The sequence below is a fragment of the Microbacterium sp. Bi128 genome (assembly GCF_918698205.1).
The window spans coordinates 1-3,810 of the sequence record NZ_CAKKMM010000422.1 but is presented as its reverse complement, the minus strand read 5'-3'; the positions used below and the strand labels follow the sequence as shown (position 1 = coordinate 3,810).

5 protein-coding genes and 1 pseudogene are annotated in these 3,810 nt (G+C 70.8%); 4 read left to right on the top strand and 2 right to left on the bottom strand.

The features are described from left to right. Nucleotides 1-200 (top strand): annotated as a pseudogene (locus tag LQV45_RS20280) (hypothetical protein); the annotation flags it as partial. On the opposite strand, the gene LQV45_RS20275 reads toward LQV45_RS20280, so the two are convergent. Then, nucleotides 197-1,051: a PHB depolymerase family esterase gene (locus LQV45_RS20275; protein ID WP_230008557.1), complete on the bottom strand. Its 855-nt coding sequence runs from the start codon at nt 1,049-1,051 to the stop codon at nt 197-199. The pseudogene LQV45_RS20280 and the gene LQV45_RS20275 overlap by 4 nt on opposite strands. Nucleotides 1,052-1,135: 84 nt before the next feature. Here LQV45_RS20275 and LQV45_RS20270 point away from each other — a divergent pair, with 84 nt between their 5' ends. Further along, entirely contained in the window at nt 1,136-1,495 is a 360-nt protein-coding gene (locus LQV45_RS20270; RefSeq protein ID WP_230008556.1) for a MerR family DNA-binding transcriptional regulator, read from the top strand. 21 nt (nt 1,496-1,516) lie between these two features. Here the strand turns inward: LQV45_RS20270 and LQV45_RS20265 are convergent, their stop codons facing one another. Next, entirely contained in the window at nt 1,517-2,707 is a 1,191-nt protein-coding gene (locus LQV45_RS20265) for a class I SAM-dependent methyltransferase (protein WP_230008555.1), read from the bottom strand. A 131-nt stretch (nt 2,708-2,838) separates the two neighbouring features. Here LQV45_RS20265 and groES point away from each other — a divergent pair, with 131 nt between their 5' ends. After that, complete coding sequence (gene groES / locus LQV45_RS20260) at nt 2,839-3,135, top strand: co-chaperone GroES (RefSeq protein WP_039394204.1); 297 nt, start codon at nt 2,839-2,841, stop codon at nt 3,133-3,135. Between the two features lie 116 nt (nt 3,136-3,251). Further along, a partial coding sequence (rarD, locus tag LQV45_RS20255; protein WP_230008554.1) for an EamA family transporter RarD occupies nt 3,252-3,810 on the top strand: 559 nt, incomplete at its 3' end.

The window sequence follows — 3,810 nt, the reverse complement described above, 5'->3', positions numbered from 1 at the left end:
TCGCGGCGCTAGTCGCCTCGCTGTTCGCGGGTTGTCTGCTTCCGCTCGGCGTCGTTGCGATCGTCTCCTCGATCATCTCGCTGCGCCGCGCGCACGACAGCCGCCGCATCGCGGTGTGGGCTCTCGTGCTCGCCGTCGTGTCGGTGGTCTTCAGCGCCGGGTGGCTGTTCTGGGCGCTGCCGCAGCTCTCGACGGTCTAGACCCGCAGCGCGGCCAGCATGTCGGCGACGATGTCCCGGATGCCGGGGTGCTCGCCGGTGCGTCCGACCCGGAGACCGGTCGCCGGGCCGGGCACGGTGTGGCCGCCGCCGTGGACGACGTGCAGCGTGACGGGCGGTCGACCCTCCTGGCGATAGCGGATCGTCTCGATCGGGGTCCTCCCGGGTCCGGCGCCGTGGCTCTCGGGAGCCTCGGTGATCCCGTTGCGCTGCGCGAAGTACTCGGCGGTCGCCGTCGCCGAGAGCGTCGTCCCGTCGATCGCGAAGAGCTTCCGTGCCCACCACGGCATCCGTCCGCCGCGGAACGGCACGATCGGGTCCGATGTGCCCGCCACGATCGTCACGGGCACGGGGCGGGCGGCGGACGTCGAGAACCCGGCGAGGAAATTCTCCCGCTCCGGCATGGTGGCGGCGACGACGACGCCACCCGCGAGCAGTCCCTCGGCTTCGTGCAGCAGTCGGAGGATCATCTGGCCGCCGTTGGAGAAGCCGACGCCGACGACCGCCGAGGTGTCGATGCCGTGGGTCGCGGCGAGGGAGCGGACAACCTCTCGGGCGAAGGCGATGTCGTCGATCCCGTGCCGCCTGGCGGGGAAGGCGCTCTGCACGCGGGCGTCGTTCCAATTGCCCCGATATCCGTCGAGGTACGCGATCACCGCCCGGCCCTCGTCGGCGAGCCCGTCGAGGGCGCGGCCGGTGAACCGGCGGTGACCCTCGCCGTCTTGCCTCGATCCGTGGAAGACCAGCACGAGCGGTCGGTTCGGTGGTCCCTCCGGCGCGCCCGCCACGACGAAGGTCCGGGTGCGCCCCGCCGCCTGGATGTGCTCGCTCATGGTTCCCTCCCGCCGTGGCGCACCGTGCGCCGCGGCGTCAGCGAGCGTATAGATTGACATCGTGTCAAGGTCAAGGGGGAAGCGATGAGGATCGGCGAGGTCAGCGCCCGCAGCGGCGTGAGTGCGCGTTCCCTGCGGTACTACGAGCAGCTGGGCCTGATCGGGTCGGAGCGCGAGCCCAATGGCTACCGACGCTACGACGACTCCGTCGTCGACCGGGCGATCGTCATCCAGATGCTCTTCGGGATGGATTTTCCCCGCGAGGTCGTGACGTCGGTGCTCGCCTGCACCGGGGATGCCCCGGCCGCCGCGCACGACGCGCTCGTGGTACAGCTCGCGCGGGTGCGGGACGACCTGTCGGAGCGCATCCGGACACTGACGGCGACGAGAGAGCGGGTCGACGACTTCCTCGCGACCCGCGGAGACGCCGCGGCCCCGACCTGACCGCGGCCTCGGCGAGCGGGCTCAGCCCACGCGGTCGGCGAGGAGCGCGCGTCTCCGACCCGCGATGCGCGTCAACAGGAGCGTCGCGGAATCCTCCCCGCGCAGCGCCAGGCGCGTCCGCAGGGTCGCGGGGTCGACGTCGACCCCGCGTTTCTTGATCTCCAGCGTTCCGATGCCGCGCTCGCGCAGCGCCCGGGCCAGCTTCTTCGTGTCGGTCGGCAGTTCCTCGCGCACGCGGAACGACGACACGAACGGGCTCGTGAGGGCCGAGTCCGAAGTCAGGTACGCGATGCCGGGGGCCAGCATTCCCGCCTCGAGCGAGCGGGCCACCTCGCCGATCAGCCGCGCCCGGATGACGGCACCGTCGGGCTCGTGCACGAAGGCGCCGAGTTCGCGGGGCTCGGCGTCGGGGGCGTCGGCCGGGGCGGTGAGCTCCCACGCGTCGTCGCCGCGGACGACCAGAGCGGCGCGGCGGACGCCCTCGCGGGCGAGGCTCCCCGACCAAAGCACGATTTCGATTGTCGAGCCATCGGCGCTGATCCACTGCGCCTCGACGTCATCCGGGATCAACTCGCGGTCGAACGCCGGTCCGAGCTTCACGCCGCCCGGACGCTCCTGCACGAGCCCGAAGACCCAGTCCAGCGACGGTGACCACTGGTCGGCCGACACGCGCCGCGTTTCGCCGTGCCCGGCTGTGCGCCGCGCGGGGTCGAGCCACACGGCATCCACTCCGTCGAGGTCGGCGTCCTCCGCGCGCCCGTGAGCCACGGTGACGGCGTCGCCGAAGGGCGCGAGGTTGTACGCGGCGATCGCGGCCGTCACCTCGTCGGCGTCGACGGCGTGCACCCGGATGCCGAGCCCGGCGAGGCCCAGGGCGTCTCCACCGATCCCGCACCCGAGGTCGGCCATTCCGGTCACACCGGCGGCGCGGAAGCGTCCCGCGTGTCGGGCGGCGATGGACAGTCGCGTGGCCTGCTCGAGCCCCGCGCGAGTGAACAGCATCCGGTCGGCGAACGGGCCGAACTTCGCCGCCGCGCGCACGCGCAATCGTGCCTGGCCAACGACGGCGGCAACGAGTTCGGGGGAGTGCCCGGCCGCCCGCAGCCGCGAAACGGCGCGGGCGGCATCGTCGGTGGTGGCGATCGGTCCGACCTCGTCGAGCAGGGTCAGGCCCCCGGGCGTGAGCAGCGCGGTCAGCTCGGCGATCTCCACCCGGCCAGCCTAAGCGCGGAATGTGCTGGCACTCGCGTTGCGTGAGTGCCAGTGCTTCTCTACACTCGAATTAGCACTCTCCCCGCGTGAGTGCTGACAAGTCTTCTGTAACGAGAAAGAAGAGGTAGACCGTGTCGGTTTCCATCAAGCCGCTCGAGGACCGCATCGTCATCAAGCAGGTCGAGGCTGAGCAGACCACGGCGAGTGGTCTCGTCATCCCCGACACCGCCAAGGAGAAGCCGCAGGAGGGCGAAGTCGTCGCCGTCGGCCCCGGCCGCATCGACGACAACGGCAACCGTGTCCCCCTCGACGTCGCCGTCGGCGACCGTGTGCTCTACAGCAAGTACGGCGGCACCGAGGTCAAGTTCGGCGCCGACGAGTACCTCGTGCTCTCGGCTCGCGACGTCCTCGCGGTGGTCGTGCGCTGATCTTTCGCGATCCTCACGGGAACCCCGGATGCCTCGGCATCCGGGGTTCCCGTCTTTGGCGGGGAATGCGCGATGACCGGCGGACCCGCGGCGGGGCGCGGGCCTAGTCTGAGGAAGTGACTCCCGCTTCGCCGCCCGCCCCGGGAGCCGTGCGTGGCGGCCTCTTCGCCCTCGCCGCCTATCTCCTGTGGGGCGTGCTGCCCCTGTACTTCCTCCAGCTGGAGCCGACCGGCCCGTGGGAGGTCGTCGCCTGGCGCATCGCGCTGTCGTTCGTGTTCTGTCTGATCCTGCTGACCGTGCTGCGCGCGTGGCGGCCGTTCCTGGCGATCGTCCGGCAGCCCCGGCTCCTGGCGCTGACCGCGCTGGCCGGTGTGCTCATCTACGTCAACTGGCAGACGTACCTCATCGGTGCGCTGACCGGTCACGTCATCGAGACGAGCCTCGGGTACTTCATCAACCCCATCGTGACCGTGCTCCTCGGCGTGACGGTGTTGCGCGAACGCCTTCGCCTGGTGCCCTGGATCGCGATCGGACTCTCGGTGGTCGCGGTCCTCGTCATCGTCGTCGGGTACGGGAGCTTCCCGTGGATCGCCCTCACTCTGGCTTTCTCCTTCGGTCTCTACGGGCTCGTGAAGAAGCAGATCGGACCCTCGGTGGATGCCGTCACGGGACTGA